Origin of the sequence: Cryptosporangium aurantiacum (genome assembly GCF_900143005.1) — a bacterium.
In the GTDB taxonomy this organism is placed as follows: Bacteria; Actinomycetota; Actinomycetes; order Mycobacteriales; family Cryptosporangiaceae; genus Cryptosporangium; species Cryptosporangium aurantiacum.
On the sequence record NZ_FRCS01000004.1, the window covers coordinates 213,404 to 234,858 of the forward strand.

Genomic DNA, 21,455 nt, shown 5'->3' on the forward strand with positions numbered 1-21,455 from the left:
ACGGCGACCCATCAGCAGGGAATCTCCACCCGCAGCAGCGTAGGGCCACCGATCGGGCTCACCAGCGTGAGGACCCCGTCCACCACCGAAACCCGGTCAGCGAGCCCGACCAGCCCGGTGCCCCGTGCGGCGTCCGCACCGCCGACGCCGTCGTCGATCACCTCGACGATCAGCCGCCCGTCGTCGATCCGGCCGCGCACGATGGCGCTGGCTGCGCCGCTGTGCCGGTCGACGTTGGTCAGCGCCTCGGTGACGACGAAGTACGCAGCCGCCTCGATCTCGCGCGGGAGCCGGCGCGGCGTGACGATCTCCACGGTCACCGGCACCGACGTCCGACTGGCCACATCGGCCACCGCCGGCGCGAGGCCGCGGTCGGTGAGCAGCTGCGGGTGCACGCCGCGGATCAGCTCGCGTAGCTCGCCGAGCGCCAGCTTGGCCTGGTCGTGCGCGGACGCCACCCGCCGCCCCGCGTCCGAGTCCGCGGGCAGGTCGAGGCGAGCCAGCCCGAGCTCCACGGTGAGCGCGACCAGCCGCTGCTGGGCGCCGTCGTGCAGGTCACGCTCGATCCGGCGGCGCTCGGCCTGGAACGCGTCCACCAGCCGGGCACGCGAGCGGGTCAGTGCCACGACCCGCTCGCCCGGCTCGGCATCCCGGCCGGCCAGCAGCAACCGGGTGAGCTGTGCCCGCCCGGCCGCCCAGGCCGTGACCGCGTAGGCGAACACGACGAGGAGGACCAGCCCGACGGGGACCAGCAGGAGAGCCTCGGTGGCGGTCTCGATCTCCCAGTCGGGCCCCATCTGGATCGTCCCGCTGCCCTCCGACTGGCCCGCGAGGACGATCAACGGTGCCGTGAGCAGAACACCCACGAGCGTGACAGCGATCGACAGCCCGATCATGTCTGCGATGCCGAGCACCGTGAGCAGCAGTGTGGCGGCCAGATCGCGCCAGGTGGCCGCCTCGCGGTACCGGTGGGTGAACCACGCCCAGGGGCCCGGCCGCGGCGGCGGGTGGTGCGGATCGACGATCGGCACCTCGTCGACCAGCCGGAGCCGCCACCGTTCGATCGGCGCCACGACCAGGCCGACGAGCGGGACGACCGCCAGGATGAGCAGCCCGAACATGAACAGCGCGAGCACCGCACCGGTCACCACGACCACGAACAGCCCGACTGCGACGACCAGGCCGAGCGCGCTGCCGGACACCAGGTAGACGAACCCTCGCCACGGCCACGACGACAGCAGGAACCGCCCCGGCGGGCGGGTCAGCGCCTGCCACGCCGTCCGGGGGCGTTCACCCCGGCCGAACTGCGATGTCCGTCCCGGTGGCGCGGCCACGGCCAGGGTGGGGCTGCTGCTGGTCATGTCACCGACGGTAGGTGCCGCCCTGCCCGGTGTCGGTAGAGCTGGGCCTACTACTCCCGGTCGAGCCTCCTAAACCGTCGTCAGATCCCACTGGATCTCCGGCAGGCCGGCGTCGGTCAGTGCCTTGTTCGTCGCGCTGAACGGGCGGGTGCCCAGGAAGCCCTTCGGGTTCATCGGGCTCGGGTGCCCGGCTTCCAGGACCACGTGGTTCGGGTTGGTGACCAGCGCGGCCTTCTTCCGGGCGTAGCTGCCCCACAGCAGGTACACCACCCGGTGGTCGAACGCGTTCACCGCCCGGATCGTCGCGTCGGTGAACTCTTCCCACCCCTTGTTGGCGTGCGAGCCGGGCTTGCCGCCGCGCACGGTGAGCACCGCGTTGAGCAGCAGCACGCCCTGCTCGCCCCACCCGGTCAGCTCGCCGCTGGTGGGCATCGCGCTGCCGACGTCGGCCGCCATCTCCTTGAACACGTTGCGCAGCGACGGCGGCACCCGCGTGCCCGCCCGGACGCTGAAGCACAGCCCGTGCGCCTGCCCCGGACCGTGGTACGGGTCCTGCCCGAGCAGCAGCACTCGCACCTGCTCGGGCGCGCAGAGCCGGTAGGCCGCGAACAGGTCGTCGACCGGCGGGTACACGGTCTGGTCGGCGTATTCGCGCTCGACGAACTCGCCGAGCGCCGCGACCCGCTCCCGGTCGAGGAAGGGCGTCAGCGCGGCCTGCCACGGCTCGGGCAACAGAGAGATCAAATCGAGTGCCATGCGCAGCACGCTAGGGCACCCGTACGACAGTTCGCGCACCGCCCATTGTGGAGTGGTGGAGCTGGCTCTACCACGAAGCCTCCGGTGGGCTGTGGTGATCGGCGGCCCGCATCGCGGTTGGCTCGGAGCATGCTCGCCACCGACCAGACCACCGCGGTCGCCGCCGCGCTCCATGGCGTCCGGAAGATCTACCGCACCCGGAGCCAGCGGGTCACCGCGCTCGACGGCGTCACGATCGTGTTCCCCGCGGGGACGTTCACCGCGGTCATGGGCCCGTCCGGTTCCGGGAAATCGACGCTGCTGCAGTGCGCGGCCGGGCTCGACTCCCCCACCGAGGGCACGGTCGAGGTCGCGGGCGTCACCGTCACCAAGCTCAACGAGACCCAGCGGACGCTGCTGCGCCGCGACCGGATCGGCTTCGTGTTCCAGTCGTTCAACCTGCTGCCGTCGCTGACCGCCGCGCAGAACGTCGAGCTGCCGCTGCGGTTGGCGCGCCGCCGCCCGTCCGGTGCTCAGATCCGGGACGCGCTGGCCGCCGTCGGGCTCGCCGACCGCGCCAAGCACCGCCCGACCGAGCTGTCCGGCGGGCAGCAGCAGCGGGTGGCGATCGCCCGTGCGCTGATCAGCCGCCCGGCGGTGCTCTTCGCCGACGAGCCGACCGGCGCGCTGGACAGCACCACCTCGCGCGAGGTGCTGACGCTGCTCCGCGGGCTGGTCGACCGGGAGCGTCAGACGATCGTGATGGTCACGCACGACCCGATCGCCGCCTCCTACGCCCACCGGGTCGTGTTCCTCGCCGACGGTCGTGTCGTCGGTCAGCTCGCCGACCCCACTGCCGACGCGGTCGCGGCCCGCCTCGCACATCTGGAGTCCTGATGCTCGCGCTGGACACGCTACGGAGCCGCTGGGCCGGGCTGCTCGGCACGATGGTCGCGGTCGCGCTCGGCGCGGCGCTGATCAGCGGCGCCGCGTCGCTGCTGGCCGCGGTCGGCGAGCGGGACGGCCTCGACACCGCGCTCACCCGGTACGCGGCGGCGCCGATCGTCGTGCAGGGCGCCCGGATGTCCGACGACCAGCTCGCCGACCAGCCCCCGCCGCCGCCCGGGCTGGCGCCGCGGTTGGCTGCCGTCCCCGGGGTGACGGCCGCGATCCCGGACGTCGTGTTCCCGGCGCAGCTGGACCGGGGCCCGGTCGAGGGGCGCGGCTGGTCGAGCGTGCGGCTGGCCGGGGCGTCGCTGGTGGGTGGTACTGCGCCCGCCGAGGGTGAGGTGGTGGTCGGACGGTCGTCGGGTCTGGCCCCCGGTGCGGTGGTGCGGCTACGGGCGGCGGACGGCGAGCACCGGCTGCGCGTCTCCGGTGTCCTCGATCGGCCCGGTTTCTACGTTTCCGACCGCGATGCGGCCCGGTGGGGAACGGTGCGCGCCGTCGGCCTTCTCGTCTCGAACGCCCCGGTGGACGCTCTGGCAGCGGCCATCCGGAAGGCGGTGGGACCGTCCGTCGTGGTCCGTACCGGCGACGATCGGCGGCTGGCCGAGCCGAACCCGGACCGTGTGCAGCTCGACGACGCAACCGCGCTGCTCGGCATCTCCGCCGGGCTGGCCGGATTTGTCGCGATCTTCGTGGTGGCCTCGACGTTCGCGTTCGCGGTCTCGCAGCGTCGGCGGGAGTTCGCGCTGCTGCGTCTCGTCGGCGCGTTCCCCCGGCAGGTACGGCGAATGGTCTACCTGGAGGCGCTGCTGGCCGGCGGTGCCGCCGCCGCGGGCGGGTCGCTGCTGGGCATCCCGCTCATGAGCGCCTACGCGTGGGGGCTGGAGCGGGCCGAGCTGGTGCCGTCGTCGTTCGCACCGGAGGCCCGGTTCTGGCCGCTGACGCTCGGGTTCGGCATCGGGCTGGTGGTCGCGCTGCTCGGGTCCTGGACCGCTGCCCGCCGCGCCGGACGCGTGTCGCCGGTGGAGGCCATGCGGGAGGCGGGCGTCGAGCGTCGTCCGATGACGTTGGGCCGTTGGTTCTGGGGGCTGCTGTTCCTCGCCGGCGCGGTGGCGATGATCGTGGTCGCCGGGTACGTCGAGGAGGAGGGCGCGATCGCGCTGACGGTCTTCGTCGGCGAGCTGTTCGTGGTCGCGTTCGCGCTGCTGGCGCCGGTGCTGCTGCCGCCGGTGATCCGGCTGGTCAGCTGGCCGCTGGCGGCATCGCGCGGAGCCGAGCCGCTGCTGGTGCGCCAGGGCGCGCTGACCGCGGTGCGCCGGGTCGCGTCCACGGCCGCGCCGGTGCTGGTCACGGTCGGGGTGGCCGGTTCGATGATCGGCGCGATCGCGACCCTGGCCCACGCCACCGACGCCGACCTGCGCGCCCGGCTGACCGCCGACGCCGTCGTGGTCGCGGCGTCCGGATCCGGCGTGGATGCGGGGGTGCCGGCCGCGGTGGCCGCTGCTGCGCCCGACGCCGTCGTGTCCGCCCCGCTGGCGACCACGGTGTGGGAGGTCGCACCTGCCGAGCCGGACGGGGCCGGCCGCCTCGGTCACGGGATCACCGGTGACGCGCTCGGCGTCGACCCGACGACGCTGCGCCGCACGCTGAACCCCGCGGTCGTCGCCGGGTCACTGGCCGACCTCCGCCCCGGCACGATCACCGTGCCGGACGCCACCGGTTTGGGCGTCGGTGACACGGTCGCGGTGACGTTCGCCGACGGGGCGACCGAACGGCTGCGGGTGGCCGCGGTGGTGTCCTCGCTCCAATCGACCAGCGTGCTCCTGCCGATCGACACGGTCCGCGCGCACGATCCGGCGGCGCTGGCACCCGCCGTGTACGTCCGGGGTTCGTCCCCCGACGCCGTCCGCGCGGCCGTCGGCGGGCTCGGTGTGGACGTGATCGATCGGGTCGCGTACGCCGACGCCCGGAGCGCGGAGGCGAACGAGGGGAACCAGCTGGCGCTGATCGCGTTGCTGGGCGTCGCGCTGCTCTACACCGGGCTGGCGATCGTGAACACGCTGCTGATGGCGACGTTCGACCGGCGGCAGGAGCTGGCGCTGCTGCGGCTGTCCGGTGCGACGCCGCGCCAGGGCGTCCGGGTGGTGGCCGGCGAGGCGGTGCTGGTGGTGCTGGTCGGGGTCGGGATGGCCGTCGCCGCGACGGTGTTCAGTCTGCTCGGTCTTGCCAACGCGCTGGGGCGCTCGGTCGAGGACGCCGCTCCGGTGGTGCCGTGGGGCTCGATCGGGGTGTCGGCGCTGGTGTGTCTGGCGCTGGCGCTCGGCGCGACCGTGCTCCCCGCGTGGTCCCTCCTGCACCGCCCCGCAGCCGGGTGACCCCGGGCGGTGTGTGCGCTGACGGTGGTGCGCCCGTGCGGTGGAGCTGGATGAGCTCCCGGCGGCGCGGTGGGGGCGTAAAGAGGTTTATTTGGCTTTGTCTTTGGGGCCTTCTCCGGTGGAGAGCGCAGCGATGAACGCCTCCTGAGGGACCTCGACGCGGCCGACCATCTTCATCCGCTTCTTGCCCTCTTTTTGCTTCTCGAGGAGCTTGCGCTTCCGGGAGATGTCACCGCCGTAGCACTTCGCGAGGACGTCCTTGCGGATCGCGCGGATGTTCTCGCGGGCGATGACCCGGGAACCGATCGCGGCCTGGATCGGCACCTCGAACTGCTGCCGCGGGATCAGCTCGCGGAGCTTCTGGGCCATCGTCGTGCCGTAGTTGTAGGCCTTGTCCTTGTGCACGATCGCGCTGAACGCGTCGACCTGCTCGCCCTGGAGCAGGATGTCGACCTTCACGAGCGCGGCGGTCTGCTCGCCGATGGGCTCGTAGTCGAGGCTCGCGTAACCCTTGGTGCGGGACTTCAGCTGGTCGAAGAAGTCGAAGATGATCTCGGCGAGCGGGAGCGTGTAGCGCAGCTCGACGCGGTCTTCGGAGAGGTAGTCCATGCCCTGGAGGACGCCGCGGCGGGACTGGCAGAGTTCCATGATCGCGCCGATGAAGTCGCTGGGCGCCAGGACGGTGGCGCGGACGATCGGCTCGTACACCTCGTCGATCTTCCCGTGCGGGAATTCGCTCGGGTTCGTGACGATGTGCTCGGTCTTGTCTTCCATGATCACGCGGTAGACGACGTTCGGCGCGGTCGCGATCAGGTCGAGGCCGAACTCGCGCTCCAGCCGCTCCCGGATGATCTCCAGGTGCAGCAGGCCGAGGAAGCCGACGCGGAAGCCGAACCCGAGCGCGGCGGAGGTCTCCGGCTCGTAGGCGAGTGCGGCGTCGTTGAGCTGGAGCTTGTCGAGCGCCTCGCGGAGGATCGGGTAGTCCGAGCCGTCGATCGGGTAGAGGCCGGAGAACACCATCGGCTTGGCTTCGGCGTAGCCGGGGAGGCTCTGCTGGGCCGGCTTCGCGTTGTTGGTGACCGTGTCACCGACCTTGGACTGACGGACGTCCTTCACCCCGGTGATCAGGTAGCCCACCTCGCCGACGCCGAGCGCGTCGGACGGCACCGGCTCGGGCGAGATGACGCCGAGTTCGAGCAGCTCGTGGGTGGCCGCGGTGGACATCATCTTGATGCGCTCGCGGGCGTTGAGCTGGCCGTCGATGACCCGGATATAGGTGACGACGCCGCGGTAGGTGTCGTAGACCGAGTCGAAGATCATCGCCCGGGCAGGGGCGTCCGCGTTGCCGGTCGGCGGGGGGAACTGGCGGACGATCTCGTTGAGCAGGTGCTCGACGCCCTCGCCGGTCTTGCCGGAGACCTTGAGGCAGTCTTCGGGCTCGCAGCCGATCAGCTTCGCGAGTTCCTCGGCGTACTTCTCGGGCTGGGCGGCGGGCAGGTCGATCTTGTTGAGCACCGGGATGATGTGCAGGTCGTTCTCGAGCGCCAGGTAGAGGTTCGCGAGCGTCTGCGCCTCGATGCCCTGGGCGGCGTCGACGAGGAGGACGGCGCCTTCGCAGGCAGCGAGGCTCCGGGACACCTCGTACGTGAAGTCGACGTGCCCCGGGGTGTCGATCATGTTCAGGATGTGGGTCTGGCCCTGGGCTTCCCACGGGAGACGGACGGCCTGCGACTTGATCGTGATGCCGCGCTCGCGCTCGATGTCCATCCGGTCGAGGTACTGGGCGCGCATCTGCCGCTCGTTGACCACGCCGGTCTTCTGCAGCATGCGGTCGGCCAGCGTCGACTTGCCGTGGTCGATGTGCGCGATGATGCAGAAGTTGCGGATCAGGCTCGGGTCTGTCGATCCCGGGCGCGGCGTCGGGGGCACGCGGGTGTCCCTCTCTTCCTCTGGAGACGTGAGTGGTGCGCGGCGTTCGGGCCGCCGTGTGCACCGGTCGCGGGGCGACGTTCCCCCAATTCTCCCACGCGCCCACGGTGCCCGTCTCGCGGCGGTGTCCCCCGCCCCTGGGGTGGCGCGCGGTGGCCGCGCGGTGGCCGCGCGGGGGCGCGCGGGCGCCGCGCGGTGGCGCGCGCTGAGCGGTGGCAAATCCTGGTCGTGATAGCCCCGGGGATTTGACACCGCGTCGGCGCGGCTCGGGCGTTTTGATGGGATCGCGTGGGAGCTGGTAACCTGGGTTTTCGCGCGGCGGGCGCGCGATGTGCGCTGCTCGACGAGGCCCTCGACGAGAGTCTCGAGCACCCCCGCCATCGTTCGAACTTGCCAGCACAACACGACCAAACCCGAGGCTTACGCGTGGCGAACATCAAGTCCCAGATCAAGCGCATCAAGACCAACGAGAAGGCGCGCCTGCGCAACAAGGCCGTCAAGTCGTCGCTCAAGACGGCGATCCGGAAGTTCCGGACGGCGGCCGACGCCGGTGACCGTGAGACGGCTCTCACCGAGCTGCGCAACGCGTCCCGTGCGCTCGACAAGGCCACCAGCAAGGGCGTCATCCACCAGAACCAGGCCGCGAACAAGAAGTCGGCCATGGCGAAGCGGGCCGAGTCGCTCTGACGCTCTGACGCGCACCACGAAGGCACCGCCCCTCCGGGGGACGGTGCCTTCGTCGTTTCGGCTCTATTCGGGCGGGCGGCTCTATTCGGGCGGGCGGGGCGGCCGCACGTGCACGATCCCGAGGACGGCGGTGTCGGGCTCCTCGTCGAGCGCGGCGTTACCGGAGATCGCCGCGTCGTTCCGGGACCGGGGACGCCGGGCCGCGTGCGGGTCCGGCAGCCGCCCGGCGACGACGTCGTTCAGCTTCACCATCGCCGCGACCGTCGCCGGCGTCGCCAGCACACCCCACCAGCTCACCAGGTCGGCGAACGCCAGCAGCATCGCCAGGACGATCGAGCCCTCGAAGTACAGCGCGCAGAGCAACTTGCCCGGCTCCAGGTGCCGCAGCCGCAGCACCCGCGCGTAGAGCGGGCGCGCCGCGTCCCGCACCGCCGGATCCGACCGCTCCCGGAGCGCCGCGAGTAACCGCGCCGTCACCGGACTTCCCTGGCGGAGACGATCGCGAGCACCGCCCGTTCCAGCGCGTAGTTCCGATCGTCGGCGCCACCCTTGACGTCGGCGTTGGCGACGGCCGCCGCCCGGGCAGCAGCCGCCAGCCCGGCCTGCGACCACCCGCGGCCCTGCCGCTGCGCGCGCTCGACCTTCCACGGCGGCATGCCCAGCGTGCTCGCGAGCTGGTACCCGCTCCCCCGCGCACCGGCGACCCTGGCGACGCTCCGGACGCCGTCCGCCAGCGCGTCCGCGATCGGTACCGGGTCGACGCCGATCGTCAGCGCCCACCGCAGGGCCTCGAGCGCACCGGCGGTGTCGCCGACCATCACCGCGTCGGCGACCGTGAAGCCGCTGACGTCCGCCCGCCCGCGGTGGTACTGCCGCACCGCCTCCGCGTCGACGCGCCCGCCGGTGTCCGCGACCAGCTGGCTGCACACCGAGGCCAGCTCACGCAGGTCGGAGCCGACCGCGTCGAGGATGAGCGAGGCGACCTCCTCGCTCGCCTTACCGCCCGCCCGCCGGATCTCGTCGCGCACGAACGTGACCTTGTCGCGCTGCTTGGTGAGCTTCGCGACGCTGGTGGTGACCGCGCCCGCCTTCTTCAGCCCGTCGCTCAGCGCCTTACCGCGTGCCTGCCCGAGGTGGGTGACGACCAGCACGATGCCGCTGCTGGGGTCCTTGGCGAGTGCGGTGCCGTGCTTGAGCAGCGCGGCTGCCAGGTCTTTGCCCGCGGTGTGGGCGTCGCGGGCGACGAGCACCCGCGCCTCGGCGAACAGGGACGGGCTGAACAGCTCCGGCAGCGCACCGGGGGTGAGCTGGGAGAGATCCAGTTCGCGGACGTCGCACTCCGGGTCGGCCGCGCGTGCGGCGGCGATCACGTCGGCGACCACACGGCCCGCGAGGAAGCTCTCGTCTCCGAGGACGAGGTGGAGCGGCGCGAGTGTGGCCGGGGGCGAAGAGGCAGCCGAGCCAGGCATGTCGCACATCGTTGCACGGTGCGCGGAAGGTTGCGGTCCCGCGTACGCGCTTTACGGGGTTATCGGTGCATCAACCCAGGTGGCGAGCCGCTTTTCCCCAGGCGTGGTACGCCCCCGGAAACGAGGTCAAGGTGGCCGGGCGGCGGTGGACAGCGACCCGTCCCGGTGCGCCACGACCGCCAGGTCGCCGCTCTGGTCGGTCCGCAGCACCCGCGCGCCCCGCCGCGCCAGGTACGCGAGAACGCCGGGGTCGGGATGCCCGTACTCGTTGTCGGCGCCCACCGGGATCACCGCCACCCGGGCTGCGGCGGCGTCCAGGAACGCGTGCTCCGACCACGCCGAGCCGTGGTGCGGCACCTTCAGCACGTCCACCGCCAGCGGCACACCCGCGTCCAGCAGCGCCCGCTCGGCGTCGTGCTCGGCGTCGCCGGGGAGCAGCACCGAGACCGACGCCACGTCCGCGCGGAGGATCAGGCTGTTGTTGTTCGGATCGCTGCGGGTCCCCCGCAGCACCCGCAGCGGCCCGAGCACCCGTAGTGCGACGGCTCCCGCGATCAGCTCCCGCCCTGCCGTCAACTGCACGATGCGGACGCCATGCCGGCGGGCCGATCGGGTCACCGCCGCAGCGCCCTCCGCCGGTTCCGCGTACGGGCCGAGCGCGATCACACCGACCGTCCGGCCTCGTAGCGCCCCGTCGAGGCCACCGATGTGGTCCAGGTGCAGGTGGCTCAGCACCAGCAGCGGCACCTGGTGGATCCCGAGCCGCCGGAGGCACCCGTCGACCGGTGCGGGGTCGGGGCCGACGTCGACGACCACCGCGGAGCCCGCACCGGCGCGGAGGACCACGGCGTCGCCCTGCCCGACGTCGCATGCCACCAGTGCCCAGCCCGGCGGTGGCCAGCCGGGCGCCACCACCCGGATCGGCAGGACCGCGACGACCACGGCGGCGGTCACCACCGCGAGGAGCCGGCGCGGTAACCGCCACCGAGCCAGGAACGCACCCCCGGCGAGTAGTGCCGCGAGCGCCCAGCCGCCGAATGCGCCGTCCGGCCACGGCACCAGGCCGTCGGGCACGGTGGCGCCCCGCTCCGCGACCACGACGAGCCACCGGGCCGGCCACTGTCCCAGCCAGGCCATCCCGATCGCGACCGGCTCCGCGACCGGCGCGGCCACCGCCGCGAGTAGCCCGAGCACGGTGGCCGGGGCGACCGCGGGTGCCGCGAGGAGGTTCGCCGGGATCGCGGTCAAGCTGACCGTCCCGGTCAACGCCGCGAGCAGCGGCGCGCAGGCGGCCTGGGCTGCGGCGGGCACGGCCAGCGCGTCCGCGGCGGGCACGGGTACGTGTCGGCGCTGCATCGCGGCGGACCAGACCGGCGCGAGGAGCAGCAGCCCGGCCGTGGCGGCCACCGAGAGCGCGAAGCCGGGCGCCGCGGCCAACGCCGGGTCGCCGAGGACCAGGGCCACCACCGAGACGCAGAGCGCGGGAACCGCGGCGCGGGGTCGCCCCAGCGCGAGCGCCAGCAGTCCGAGTCCGCACATCGCCGCCGCCCGGACGACGCTCGGCGAGGGGCGTGCCAGCACGACGAACCCCGCGACCGCGACCGCGGCGAGGGCCGCCGACCAGCCCGGGCTTACGCGCACTCCGCGGAGGGTGACCAGCACCAGCCCGGCCATGATCGCCAGGTTCGCGCCGGACACCGCGGTCAGGTGCGTCATCCCGGTCTGCCGGAACGCTTCCTCGACGCCGGGGTCGAGCTCGGACGTGTCACCGACGACGAGACCGGGCAGCAGGCCACCGGGTTTGTCGGGGAGCGGTGCGCAGGCGTCCCGGAGCCCTTCGCGCAGGTCGCCAGCGGCGCGCTGCAGCCAGGGTGGCTCGCCGAGCCGCTGCGGCGCTTCCGTGGTCGAGAGCACCGCGGCCGTGAGGTCCCGCCGCTGGGGCGCGAGCAGGCGTCCGCCGACGGCGACGGCCTGGCCCGGGAGCAGCCCTTCCCACCCGGCGTCGCGTCCGAGGACGAGGATCCGGCCGCCGGTCGCGTGGCGGACGCCGTCGGCGGTGAGCTCCTCCACCGACGCCGGGACGACCCAGAGCGGAACCCCACCGCGCCGGACGGCGGACGGGCGCGGATCATCCCGCACGACCAGCCGGACGCTGACCGTTCCCGATCGCACCACCGCACGGGCGAGCGGCCCGGTGTCCCGTTCCACGAGCCGCGGGAGCGCAGCGACGGCGCCGGTGGCCGCGCCCAGCGCCACCCCGGCGATCCCGAGCGCCAGCCCACCCACCCAAATCCCCCGCCCCTGCCCCAACCCACCCACGCCCACCGCGCGGCCCCACACGGGTCGCGCCACCCGCCCTCGCGCGCCCGACGCGCCGCCCACGCCCACCGCGCGGCCCCACGCGGGTCGCGCCACCCGCCCTCGCGCGCCCGGCCCGCCCCTCACGGGCGCGGCGCGGCCCGCGCGCACGGCGACGCCGGCCGCACTCACGGTCGCGCCACCCGCGCGCGCGGCCGCATCGGCGGCGCGGAGGAGGGTTGTGCCGGTCGCGGCGGCGATGGCCGCCACCAGGGCCGCGCCTGCGGCCGCCCAGGCCGCTGCGCCGGGCCCGTGGCCCAGGCACCACCACACGGTGATCCACGCCCCGAGCGCCACCCCCGCCAGCCGTAAGTCCACCGGCGGCCGCCCCGCGCCCGCCGCTGCCTCGCGGCTCGGCGCGGCCGCCGGAGCGGCGACCTGAGCGGCGCCGCCGGGAGCCGGGGCGCCGCCGGGAGCCGGGGCGCCGCCGGGCGCGCGCCGCTCACCCGACCTCACACCCGCACCAGCTCACGGAGCTTCTCGAACCGCGTGTCGCCGATCCCCTCGACCTCGCGCAGCTGGTCCACCGACCGGAAACCGCCGTGCTCGGTGCGGTACTCCACGATCCGCTCGGCGAGCACCGGGCCGACCCCGGGCAACGCGTCGAACTGCTCGGCGGTGGCGAGGTTCAGATCGAGCGGCGCGTCCGTACCGCTCGACGGCCCAGCGCCCGGAGCCGCACCGGCCGGCGCCGGGACCCCGACCGCGATCAACTCCCCGTCCACCACCTTGCGCGCCAGGTTGAGCGTTCCGAGGTCCGCACCCGGCAGCGCGCCACCGGCCGCCTCCACCGCGTCCGCGACCCGGGAACCGGCAGGGAGCCGCACCAGCCCGGGACGGCGCACCCGCCCACTCACCGCGACCACCGCCTCGGCCGGGGCCTCCGCCGACGAGGAGACGGCAGACGGCGCGTCGACGATCGACGCGGTCACCACCGGTTCGGTATCCGGACGGGCGCGCCAGGCCGCAACCCCGGCGATCAGCGCGACCAGCACCGCGACCGTCGCGAGCACGATCACCCCACGGCGGCTCGGACCGAGCGGCGAATCCAGCACGTCCGGCCCGGTACGTGACAGCGCGGCCACCCGTGACCGGGCGATCAGAGCGGCGTCGGTTACCTGTCGGCGTTCCATGCCGGCCGACCGTAAGCGCCCCGACCGCCCCACCCCACCGGCGACGACGCGCGCTGTGGACAACTCGCCCGTCGGTGGAAAACCTCCTCCACCGGCCCGGATGTGCTACCGGTGCCGCGTCACCGCCACACCCACCAGCCCCGGTCCGACGTGCGCACCGACGGTCGGCCCCACCTCACCGGTCAGCATCCGCCCGATCCGTGGCACCCGGACGAACAACCGCTCGCGCAGAGCGTCCGCACGCTCCTGGGCGGCCAGGTGCTGCACCGTCAGATCCACCCCGTCCGAGCCCGCGGCGAGGACCGCCATCTCCTCGAGCTTCGCCAGCGCGCGCTGCGCGGTCCGGACCCGCTCCGCGACGACGATCTGCCCGTCCTCCAGCCGCAGGATCGGCTTCACCGACAGCGTCGTCCCGATCAACGCGGCGGCCGCGCTGATCCGCCCGCCACGCCGCAGGTGTTCCAGCGTGTCCACGTAGAACAGCAGCGTGGTCCGGTCGACCGCGTCGAGCGCGGCGTCCCGGACCTCCTCGGCCGAACCACCGTCCTGCGCGACGCTCGCCGCCTCGAGCACCGCGGCGCCGAGGCCCATCGCGATCGAGCGGGAGTCGACCACGGTCACCGGGCCCGCGCTGGACGCCGCCGCCAGCAACGCGGCCTCGTACGTCCCGGAGAGCGTCGCCGAGAGGTGGATCGACACCACCGCGTCGACACCACCGGCGAACGCCTCCCGATATGCCTCGCCCAACGAGTGCGGCGTCGCCCTGGACGTCGTCACCGGTACCCGGCCCTGCCGCAGCGCGACCGCGACGTCGGCCGAGCTGATGTCGAGCCCTTCCCGGCCGGTGGCCTCACCGATCGTGACGTAGGTCGGGACCACGGTCAGCTCGTACCGGGCCACCAGCTCGCGCGGGATGTCGGACGTGGAATCGGTGACGACGGCAACGCGGCGAGCCATGCGCGAACACTAACCCCCGCTCAGACCTGGGGGTTCAACTCCGCGGTGACGAGGTCAGCTCCTCCTCGGCGGCCGGCTCGGCGTCGGCGGCCGTGGACGGCTCGTCGTTCGCGGCCGCACCGCTCAGCGGACCGACGTTGTGCGCGTGCAGACGCCAGCCGCGCGTCGTGGAGTGCCGCAGCTCAGACCAGCGGCAGTTGCCCAGCGCCGCCAGTTGCGCGGCCACCTCGTCCGACCAACCGGTGAGCGCCTGCACCGCACGCCGAGCCGCACCACCGTGGCACACCACGACGAGCGTCCCCTCGACCGCGCCGAGCGCGTCGGTCAGCGCCTCCCGCATCCGGGCGATGACGTCGGCCGGCCGCTCGATCCCGGGAAGCTCGGGCGTCTCACCCCGCTTCCACACCGCGTACTCGTCCGGCCACCGCTCGGCCAGCTCAGTGTGGGACAGGCCCTGCCAGGGCCCGAAGCCGGTCTCTCGCAGCCGGGCGTCGACGCTGACCGGGAGACCGGTCACGGCCGCCAACGCGTCGGCGGTGCGCTTGGCCCGCTGGAGGTCACTGCTGACGATCGCGTCCGGACCCTCGGCCGCGAGCAGCGGTGCCGCCTGGATCGCCTGCTGGACGCCGATCTCGTCGAGCGGGACGTCGGTCTGCCCCTGGATCCGGCCGGCGGCGTTCCACTCGGTCCGCCCGTGCCGCCAGATCAGGACGCGACGCGCGGTCACTGCGAGTTACCGGTGTCGCCACCGGTGGCCAGCGCGGCGTCCACGAACGGGATCGTCGGGCAGTCCTTCCACAGGCGCTCGAGGGCGTAGAACGACCGCTCCTCGGCGTGCTGCACGTGCACCACGATGTCGACGAAGTCGAGCAGGACCCAGCGCCCCTCGCGCTCGCCCTCCCGGCGTACCGGCTTGGCTCCCAGACCGAGCAGCCGCTCCTCCACCGCGTCGACGATCGCCGACACTTGACGCTCGTTCGGGGCCGACGCGATGACGAACGCGTCGGTAATGACGAGCTGCTCGCTGACGTCGAGAACGACGATGTCGGTCGCGAGCTTGTCGGAGGCGGCTTGGGCGGCGGCGAGCGCCAGCTCGTTCGCACGGGCGGAGACGGCCACGGCGGCCCCTTCCTGTAACTGACAATTCCGAACTACTAGCGTCTCACGTTCCGCGCAGGATCGCCGGTGCCGGTCGCCATCGACCGCCGAGAGCACAAAGCGAGAAACGATGAAAACAACCCCGTTGCCACCGAAACGGACTCTGCTGGCAGAAACGTGGCGCGCTAGGTAACAGAATTGAAACTCTGCCCGCCGGATCGAGAACCGAGCCCGATCGAGAAACCAAAGGGGCGCCCGGCAAAAGCCGGACGCCCCGTGGGAATACGGCTCAACCGCGGGCGAGCCGCGCCAGTGCCGAACCGATGAACAGGTAGACGACCGCCGCGATCCCCCAGTTGACGAGGACTGCCTGATCGACCGTGTCCATCTGGAACAGGTTCGCGAACGGCCTGGTCAGCCACCGGCCGACGTCGAGCACGAAGTCCACGATCATGTTCGCCTGGTTCGCGTTGAGCAGAACGAATACGATTCCGAGAACGATCATCACGACGAGCGCCGTCGTGATCGCCATCACCGCCCGGCTGGTCGACGAGCGGTATCCGCTGCGGTACGCCATTTCCGGCACGCCCTTCCTGCGCCATGTCCTGTGAGCCTGCTTGACGTCTCAGTGCCCGCCGAACAGGGCCGACGAAACATGCGTTCAGTCGGGTGTGGACGCCGCAGATCAACGCGTCACGGTCGGTACAGGCGGCGCTTCTCGATGTATTGGACGACCCCGTCCGGTACCAGGTACCAGACCGGCAGGCCCGCCCGGACCCGGTCCCGGCACCCGCTCGACGAGATCGCCATCGCCGGGACGTCGACCAGCGTCACCGCGTCCTCCGGGAGGTGAGCGCCGGACAGCGTGTAGCCGGGCCGGGTCACGCCGATGAAGTGCGCCAGGTCGAACAGCTCGTCGACGTCTTTCCAGGAGAGGATCGCCGAGAGCGCGTCGGCGCCGGTGATGAAGAACAGCTCGACGTCCGGACCCCAGAGCCGGCGAAGGTCGCGCAGCGTGTCGATCGTGTAGGTCGGGCCGGGTCGGTCGATGTCGACACGGCTGACCGAGAAGCGCGGGTTGGACGCCGTCGCGATGACGGTCATCAGGTAGCGGTCCTCGGGGGCGCTCACCGTGGCGTCGTCCTTCTGCCACGGGTTACCGGTCGGGACGAACACGACCTCGTCGAGGCCGAACAGGCTGCCGACCTCGCTCGCCGCGACCAGGTGACCGTGGTGGACCGGGTCGAACGTGCCGCCCATGACCCCGACCCGCCGGGCTGGCGGACGCCGTTCGCTCATCCCGAAATCTTCGCATCCCGACCGTGACGTACCCGAAGAGCCGCGCGTTCTGCGAGTCTCCTCACGTCGTTGAACCGCCGCGCCGATGCACGCGAGACCGGCCTCTACGAAGCCCGTAGAGGCCGGTTTCGCGTGAATCCGCGCCGGGACGCAAGCCTCAGCGCACGTGACCGTCGCCGGTGACGAGATACGTCGTGCTGGTCATCTCCGGCAGCCCCATCGGCCCCCGGGCGTGCAGCTTCTGCGTCGAGATGCCGATCTCGGCCCCGAACCCGAACTCCCCGCCGTCGGTGAACCGCGTCGACGCGTTCACCATCACCGCCGCGCTGTCCAGCCGCGAACTGAACCGCCGCACCGCCCTGGTGTCCGAGGAGACGATCGCCTCGGTGTGCCCGCTCCCCCACCGGCGGATGTGTGCGACCGCCTCGTCCACCGAGTCGACCACCCGCACCGCCAGATCCAGCGAGTTGTACTCGGTCTCCCAGTCGGCATCGGTCGCCGGCACGGTCAGCGGACCCGCCGGAACCAGCTCCGCAGTAGCGGCGTCCACGTGCAGGGTCACGCCGGACGCGTGCAGCGAGGCCGCTATCGACGGGAGAAATGCCTTCGCCACCGACGAATGCACCAGCAGCGTCTCCGCCGCGTTGCACACGCTAGGACGGTGCAGCTTCGAGTTGAGCGTGATCGACGACGCCATCTCCAGGTCGGCCGCCGCGTCCACGTAGACGTGGCAGTTACCCACCCCGGTCTCGATCACCGGCACGATCGAGTTCTCCACGACGTTCTTGATCAGCCCCGCACCACCGCGCGGAATGATCACGTCCACCAGCCCTCGGGCCCGCATCAGGTGCGTCACCGACTCCCGGTCGGTCCCCGGCACCAGCTGGATCGCGTCCGCGGGCAGACCCGCCTTCGCCGCCGCCTCGGACAGCACCGCGACCAGCGCGGTGTTCGAGTGGTACGCGGACGCCGAGCCCCGCAGCAGCGCCGCGTTTCCGCTCTTCACGCACAGCCCGGCGGCGTCCACCGTGACGTTAGGCCTGGCCTCGTAGATGATCCCGATGACGCCGAGCGGCACCCGGATCTGGCGCACCTCGAGCCCGTTCGGCAGCGTGTAGCCGCGGACGACCTCGCCGATCGGGTCGGGCAGCGCCGCGACGTCGCGGAGCCCTTGGGCCATACCCTCGATCCGCTCCGGTGACAGAGCGAGCCGGTCGAGCAGGCCACTCGAGAGCCCGGCCGCACGGCCCGCCTCGAGATCCTGCTCGTTCGCCGACAGCACCGTCGAGGACGCAGCGACGAGGGCGTCCGCCATCGCGTGCAGCGCGGCGTCCTTCTCCGCGCGCGTCAGCGGCGCCAGCTCCGCAGCAGCTTCCTTGGACCGGGCCGCTACGGCGCGGACCTCCTGCTCGGTCGTCATCCTGCGCTCCTCACCTAAGATTGTTCAACAATCTTACGGCGCCGCCCAAGAGAGATTCAGAGCAACGCCAGATCGTCCCGGTGGACGACCTCCCGGCGATACTTCGGCCCCACCGCATGCGTCGACTTCCCGAGCAACGGCGGCAGCTCCGCGGCGTCGTAGGCAACCAGCCCGCGCGCCACCGAAACCCCGGCCGGAGACACCAGATCAACCGGATCCCCGGCCACAAAATCCCCGGTGACCCCGGTGATCCCCGCCGACAGCAGCGACGCGCGCCGCGAGACCACGGCCTCCACCGCCCCGTCGTCGAGCAGCAGCTGGCCGCGCGGCGTCGTCGCGTGCCGCAGCCACAGCAGGCGCGTCGGCAGCCGCCGGCCGGTCGGCGCGAAGTACGTGCCGACGTCCTCGCCGACCAGTGCACCGGCTGCGTGGGTCGCCGACGTCAGCACCACGTGTACGCCCGCCGACGTCGCGACCTGAGCGGCCGCGACCTTGCTCGCCATGCCTCCGGTACCGACGCCCGAGGCTCCAGTGGAGCCCGCGACGACGTCGAGGAGATCCGAAGCCGAACTGACGAACGGCACCAGCTGCGCACCGGGCCGACGCGGATCCCCGGAGTACAGACCGTCCACATCCGACAGCAGCACCAGCGCGTCGGCGCGCAGCAAATGCGCCACCAGCGCGGCCAGCCGATCGTTGTCGCCGAACCGGATCTCGTCGGTGGCCACCGCGTCGTTCTCGTTCACGATCGGGACGACGCCCAGCTCCAGCAGCCGCTCGAAGTTGCGGCTCGCGTTCCGATAGTGCGCCCGCCGGATCACGTCGTCGGCGGTGAGCAGCACCTGGCCGACGGTCAGCCCGTACCGCTCGAACGACGTCGCGTAGCGCGCCACCAGCAACATCTGCCCGACCGACGCGCTGGCCTGCTGGGTCGCCAGATCACGCGGACGCCGCGCCAACCCGAGCGGCGCCATCCCGGCCGCGATCGCCCCGGACGACACCAGCACGACCTGCGCCCCGGCCTTCTGCCGTTCGGCGAGCACGTCCACCAGCGCGTCGATCCGGTCGGTCGCCAGACCGTTGTTGCGCAGCGTCAACGACGACGAGCCGATCTTGACGACGATCCGGCGGGCATCGGCGATAGCCGACCTCATAGGTCGTCGCCGTAGTCGTAAGCTCCGCGCTCGCCGCCCTTCTCCGGGTCCTGACCGCGACGCCGGCGCCGGGCGAGCAGCCGGTCCGACGCGCCGGCCCGATCCGTGAGCGCCAGCCGCGGGTCCTCGCCGCGGCGGGTGAGCAGCACCTCGGCCGCCCCGCCCAGCGTCGGCTCCCAGTCGAACGTCACGCCGCCGATCGTCACCGCGTCACCGGCGTGCGCACCGGCCTCCGCAAGCGCCTCCTCGACACCGAGCTTGGCCAGCCGATCGGCCAGGTACCCCACAGCCTCGTCGTTCTGGAAGTCGGTCTGCTTGATCCAGCGCTCCGGCTTCGCGCCGCGCACCACGTACCCGCCCTCGCCGTCCTCGGACACCGTGAACGGCGTCTCGTCCACCGCGGGCGGACGCAGCACGATGCGGGTCGGATCCGGCGCGCCCCGGCGTGCCCGGTCCTCTTCGACGATCGACGCCAACGCGAACAGCAGCGGCTTGAGCCCCTCCCGGGTCACCGTGCTGACCTCGAACACTCGATAGCCGCGGGCGTCCAGGTCGGGCCGGATGATCTCGGCCAGGTCCCGCCCGTGCGGCACGTCGACCTTGTTCAGCACCACCAGCCGCGGCCGGTCCTCGAGACCGCCGTAGGCCGCGAGCTCCGCCTCGAGCGCGTCGATGTCGGCGACCGGGTCGCGCCCGGGCTCCTCGGTCGCGGTGTCGACGACGTGCACGAGCACGGCCGTCCGCTCGATGTGCCGGAGGAACTCCAGCCCGAGCCCGCGTCCCGTGGCCGCACCGGGAATCAAGCCCGGCACGTCCGCCATCGTGAACACCGTCTCACCGGCGGTGACCACACCCAAGTTCGGGACCAACGTCGTGAACGGGTAGTCGGCGATCTTCGGCCGCGCGGCGGACACCACCGCGATCAGCGACGACTTGCCCGCGCTCGGGAACCCGACCAGCCCGACGTCGGCCATGCTCTTCAGTTCGAGGACGACGTCCTCGGCCTCGCCCGGCTCACCGAGCAGCGCGAAGCCGGGCGCCTTGCGCTTCGCGGTCGCCAGCGCCGCGTTGCCCAGCCCGCCGTGACCGCCCTGGGCGACCACAAAACGCGTGCCCGCGCCGGTCAGGTCGGCGAGCACCTCGCCGTCGCTGCCGTGGACGACAGTGCCGTCGGGGACCCGCAGCTCCAGGTCGGTGCCGTTCGCCCCGTAGCGGTTACCACCCTGGCCCGGCCGGCCGTTGGTGGCCTTGGCGTGCGGGTGGAAATGGAAGTCGAGCAGCGTGTGCACGTTCGGGTCGACGACCAGGACGACGTCGCCGCCCTTCCCGCCGTTACCACCGTCGGGGCCGCCGAGCGGCTTGAACTTCTCGCGGTGCACGGAAGCACATCCGTGGCCGCCATCACCGGCGGTGACATGTAGCACCACTCGGTCGACGAACGTCGCCACGGTGACTCCTCTGCCTCTCTGCTCGGCCGTTCCGGCCGAGTCCTCCCAAAACAACCGCCGTCACCGACGTGCTGTTCCTTCTAGATCGACGCTATGCCGAGCGCCACCGCCGGACGGTCCCACCGCCCTCCAGCAGCGCCTTCCATTGGCACCGCCCCGCCAGGGTCCCAACCGCAGCACCGCCGCGAGGCGAGCTACCGCCGGGCTACCCCGGGCGCGCCACCGTCACCGCGGCGAACCACCGCTCGGGGTGGGCGCCGCGCCGCGACACGACAAAGGCGGGTCGGGAAAGCCCGACCCGCCTTTGTGATGCGTTACCCCGGCGGGCTCAGGCCTCCACCGGGACGATGCTGACGGTCTTGCGACCGCGCTTCGACCCGAACGTCACCGCGCCCGGCGCGAGCGCGAACAGCGTGTCGTCGCCGCCGCGGCCGACCAGGTCGCCCGGGTGGAAGTGGGTGCCGCGCTGGCGGACGATGATCTCGCCGGCCTTCACGACCTGACCGCCGAAGCGCTTCACACCCAGCCGCTGGGCGGCGGAGTCGCGCCCGTTACGGGAGGACGATGCGCCCTTCTTGTGTGCCATGTCGCTAAGCCCTACTTCCCGCTCTCGATACCGGTGACCTTGATCTGGGTCAGCGGCTGACGGTGACCCTGACGCTTGTGGTAGCCGGTCTTGTTCTTGTACTTGTGGATCTTGATCTTCGGGCCCTTGGTGTGGGCAACGACCTCACCGGAGATCGTGAACGAAGCGAGCTTCGCAGCCTCGTGGGTGACGTTGACCTTGTCACCCTCACCGTCGACGACGAGCAGGGCCGGCAGCGTAATCGCGTCACCGGGCGCGCCCGAGATCTTCTCGACCTCGACGACGTCGCCGACCGCCACCTTGTACTGCTTGCCGCCGGTCTTGACGATGGCGTACATGAGACGCGGGTCTCCTACCTGCTCTGGAAGACAATGACTGACATGCATGCCTGACCGAACGAACACCCGGTAAGGGCGCTGTCTGCGCAGGCAGCGGGGGCGCGGTGAACGCGCCAACGGAAAGACTACCGTACCGGACGCGCGATCAGCGAACCGAGGC

The 21,455-nt window shown here is 72.4% G+C and carries 20 protein-coding genes; 3 read left to right on the forward strand and 17 right to left on the reverse strand.

Annotation, left to right across the window (positions count from 1 at the left end; all coding sequences use genetic code 11):
• Positions 1-11 precede the first annotated feature (11 nt).
• The gene (locus tag BUB75_RS15385; protein WP_143175225.1) at positions 12-1,361 is read right to left on the reverse strand and encodes a sensor histidine kinase; all 1,350 of its coding nucleotides are present in this window, start codon (positions 1,359-1,361) and stop codon (positions 12-14) included.
• Positions 1,362-1,430: 69 nt separating this feature from the next.
• Positions 1,431-2,117 carry a uracil-DNA glycosylase gene (locus BUB75_RS15390; protein WP_073258426.1) on the reverse strand — a complete coding sequence of 229 codons (687 nt, stop codon included), beginning with the start codon at positions 2,115-2,117 and terminating at the stop codon, positions 1,431-1,433.
• Positions 2,118-2,246: 129 nt separating this feature from the next.
• Here BUB75_RS15390 and BUB75_RS15395 point away from each other — a divergent pair, with 129 nt between their 5' ends.
• Both BUB75_RS15395 and BUB75_RS15400 read left to right on the forward strand, forming a co-directional pair.
• Complete coding sequence (locus BUB75_RS15395) at positions 2,247-2,993, forward strand: ABC transporter ATP-binding protein (RefSeq protein ID WP_073257690.1); 747 nt, start codon at positions 2,247-2,249, stop codon at positions 2,991-2,993.
• Complete coding sequence (locus tag BUB75_RS15400; protein WP_073257692.1) at positions 2,993-5,419, forward strand: FtsX-like permease family protein; 2,427 nt, start codon at positions 2,993-2,995, stop codon at positions 5,417-5,419. Before BUB75_RS15395 ends, BUB75_RS15400 begins: the two co-directional genes overlap by 1 nt.
• 87 nt (positions 5,420-5,506) lie before the next feature.
• Here BUB75_RS15400 and lepA read toward each other — a convergent pair whose 3' ends face one another.
• Positions 5,507-7,348, reverse strand: a complete 1,842-nt coding sequence (lepA, locus tag BUB75_RS15405) for a translation elongation factor 4 (RefSeq protein WP_073257694.1) — start codon at positions 7,346-7,348, stop codon at positions 5,507-5,509.
• Positions 7,349-7,774: 426 nt separating this feature from the next.
• On the opposite strand from lepA, the gene rpsT reads away from it, so the two are divergent.
• Positions 7,775-8,035: a 30S ribosomal protein S20 gene (gene rpsT, locus BUB75_RS15410; RefSeq protein ID WP_073257695.1), complete on the forward strand. Its 261-nt coding sequence runs from the start codon at positions 7,775-7,777 to the stop codon at positions 8,033-8,035.
• A gap of 81 nt (positions 8,036-8,116) precedes the next feature.
• Here rpsT and BUB75_RS15415 read toward each other — a convergent pair whose 3' ends face one another.
• The 14 genes from BUB75_RS15415 to rplU all read right to left on the reverse strand — a co-directional run bounded on the left by BUB75_RS15415 (position 8,117) and on the right by rplU (position 21,295).
• Complete coding sequence (locus BUB75_RS15415; RefSeq protein WP_073257696.1) at positions 8,117-8,512, reverse strand: hypothetical protein; 396 nt, start codon at positions 8,510-8,512, stop codon at positions 8,117-8,119.
• Entirely contained in the window at positions 8,509-9,504 is a 996-nt protein-coding gene (gene holA / locus BUB75_RS15420; protein WP_073257698.1) for a DNA polymerase III subunit delta, read from the reverse strand. The genes BUB75_RS15415 and holA overlap by 4 nt, the downstream gene beginning before the upstream one ends.
• Before the next feature lie 126 nt (positions 9,505-9,630).
• Positions 9,631-11,994 carry a ComEC/Rec2 family competence protein gene (locus tag BUB75_RS15425; protein ID WP_073258428.1) on the reverse strand — a complete coding sequence of 788 codons (2,364 nt, stop codon included), beginning with the start codon at positions 11,992-11,994 and terminating at the stop codon, positions 9,631-9,633.
• 320 nt (positions 11,995-12,314) lie between these two features.
• A complete protein-coding gene (locus BUB75_RS15430) occupies positions 12,315-12,995 on the reverse strand; it encodes a ComEA family DNA-binding protein (protein ID WP_073257701.1) in 681 nt (226 codons plus the stop codon).
• Positions 12,996-13,100: 105 nt separating this feature from the next.
• Complete coding sequence (locus BUB75_RS15435) at positions 13,101-13,952, reverse strand: DegV family protein (protein ID WP_073257703.1); 852 nt, start codon at positions 13,950-13,952, stop codon at positions 13,101-13,103.
• A 34-nt stretch (positions 13,953-13,986) separates the two neighbouring features.
• Positions 13,987-14,679, reverse strand: a complete 693-nt coding sequence (locus tag BUB75_RS15440; protein WP_073257705.1) for a histidine phosphatase family protein — start codon at positions 14,677-14,679, stop codon at positions 13,987-13,989.
• Positions 14,676-15,071, reverse strand: coding sequence for a ribosome silencing factor (gene rsfS, locus BUB75_RS15445; RefSeq protein ID WP_073257707.1), 396 nt, complete (start codon positions 15,069-15,071; stop codon positions 14,676-14,678). The genes BUB75_RS15440 and rsfS overlap by 4 nt, the downstream gene beginning before the upstream one ends.
• A gap of 268 nt (positions 15,072-15,339) precedes the next feature.
• Complete coding sequence (locus tag BUB75_RS15450) at positions 15,340-15,636, reverse strand: hypothetical protein (RefSeq protein ID WP_143175226.1); 297 nt, start codon at positions 15,634-15,636, stop codon at positions 15,340-15,342.
• Between the two features lie 107 nt (positions 15,637-15,743).
• Complete coding sequence (nadD, locus tag BUB75_RS15455; protein ID WP_073257710.1) at positions 15,744-16,349, reverse strand: nicotinate-nucleotide adenylyltransferase; 606 nt, start codon at positions 16,347-16,349, stop codon at positions 15,744-15,746.
• A 157-nt stretch (positions 16,350-16,506) separates the two neighbouring features.
• Positions 16,507-17,769 (reverse strand): glutamate-5-semialdehyde dehydrogenase, encoded by a 1,263-nt coding sequence (locus BUB75_RS15460; RefSeq protein WP_073257712.1) that lies wholly within the window; start codon positions 17,767-17,769, stop codon positions 16,507-16,509.
• A 56-nt stretch (positions 17,770-17,825) separates the two neighbouring features.
• Entirely contained in the window at positions 17,826-18,923 is a 1,098-nt protein-coding gene (gene proB, locus BUB75_RS15465; RefSeq protein WP_073257714.1) for a glutamate 5-kinase, read from the reverse strand.
• Positions 18,920-20,371 (reverse strand): GTPase ObgE, encoded by a 1,452-nt coding sequence (gene obgE, locus BUB75_RS15470; protein ID WP_073257715.1) that lies wholly within the window; start codon positions 20,369-20,371, stop codon positions 18,920-18,922. The genes proB and obgE overlap by 4 nt, the downstream gene beginning before the upstream one ends.
• Positions 20,372-20,699: 328 nt before the next feature.
• On the reverse strand, positions 20,700-20,957 hold the full coding sequence (gene rpmA, locus BUB75_RS15475; RefSeq protein WP_073257717.1) for a 50S ribosomal protein L27: 258 nt from the start codon (positions 20,955-20,957) through the stop codon (positions 20,700-20,702).
• Between the two features lie 11 nt (positions 20,958-20,968).
• Entirely contained in the window at positions 20,969-21,295 is a 327-nt protein-coding gene (rplU, locus tag BUB75_RS15480; protein WP_073257718.1) for a 50S ribosomal protein L21, read from the reverse strand.
• Between the last annotated feature and the right edge of the window lie 160 nt (positions 21,296-21,455).